The following is a 612-nucleotide window of genomic DNA, read 5'->3' on the forward strand; positions in this document are numbered from 1 at the left end:
TTTCGCCATATTAAGCGAGAGCACTGTTAGTCATAATAGTTGTCAAATTAATATGTCCTTGTGTCCCCTTCGTCTAGAGGCCTAGGACACCGCCCTTTCACGGCGGTAACAGGGGTTCGAATCCCCTAGGGGATACCACTCTATCTCTAATAAGATAGAGTGCATCACAAATGACTAACGAGTTGTTTGAGATAAATCGCAAGACCTCAGTTATGAGGGAAAACATAAGTCCTTGTGTCCCCTTCGTCTAGAGGCCTAGGACACCGCCCTTTCACGGCGGTAACAGGGGTTCGAATCCCCTAGGGGATACCACTATGTTTTACGGCATAGTGCTCCTACCAAATAGCTAACGAGTTGTCTGGTAAGAACAAATCTAAATTTCTGCGATATACTGAGTTTCAGTTTTGTCGAAAGAGTTTGGGGCTATAGCTCAGCTGGGAGAGCGCTTGCATGGCATGCAAGAGGTCGACGGTTCGATCCCGTCTAGCTCCACCAAACTTACCGCCGATATTAAGCGAGAGTTTTTAACGAAATTCAAATTAATATGTCCTTGTGTCCCCTTCGTCTAGAGGCCTAGGACACCGCCCTTTCACGGCGGTAACAGGGGTTCGA

3 tRNA genes are annotated in these 612 nt (G+C 47.2%); all 3 read left to right on the forward strand.

What is annotated here, in order from left to right:
- The first annotated feature begins 62 nt into the window (after nt 1–62).
- Nucleotides 63–138, forward strand: a tRNA-Glu gene (locus L976_RS11855).
- Nucleotides 139–236: 98 nt separating this feature from the next.
- Nucleotides 237–312: transfer RNA gene (locus tag L976_RS11860), tRNA-Glu, on the forward strand.
- A gap of 107 nt (nt 313–419) precedes the next feature.
- Nucleotides 420–495: transfer RNA gene (locus L976_RS11865), tRNA-Ala, on the forward strand.
- Nucleotides 496–612 lie beyond the last annotated feature (117 nt).

This window comes from Shewanella sp. ZOR0012 (genome assembly GCF_000798835.1).
Lineage (GTDB): Bacteria > Pseudomonadota > Gammaproteobacteria > Enterobacterales > Shewanellaceae > Shewanella > Shewanella xiamenensis.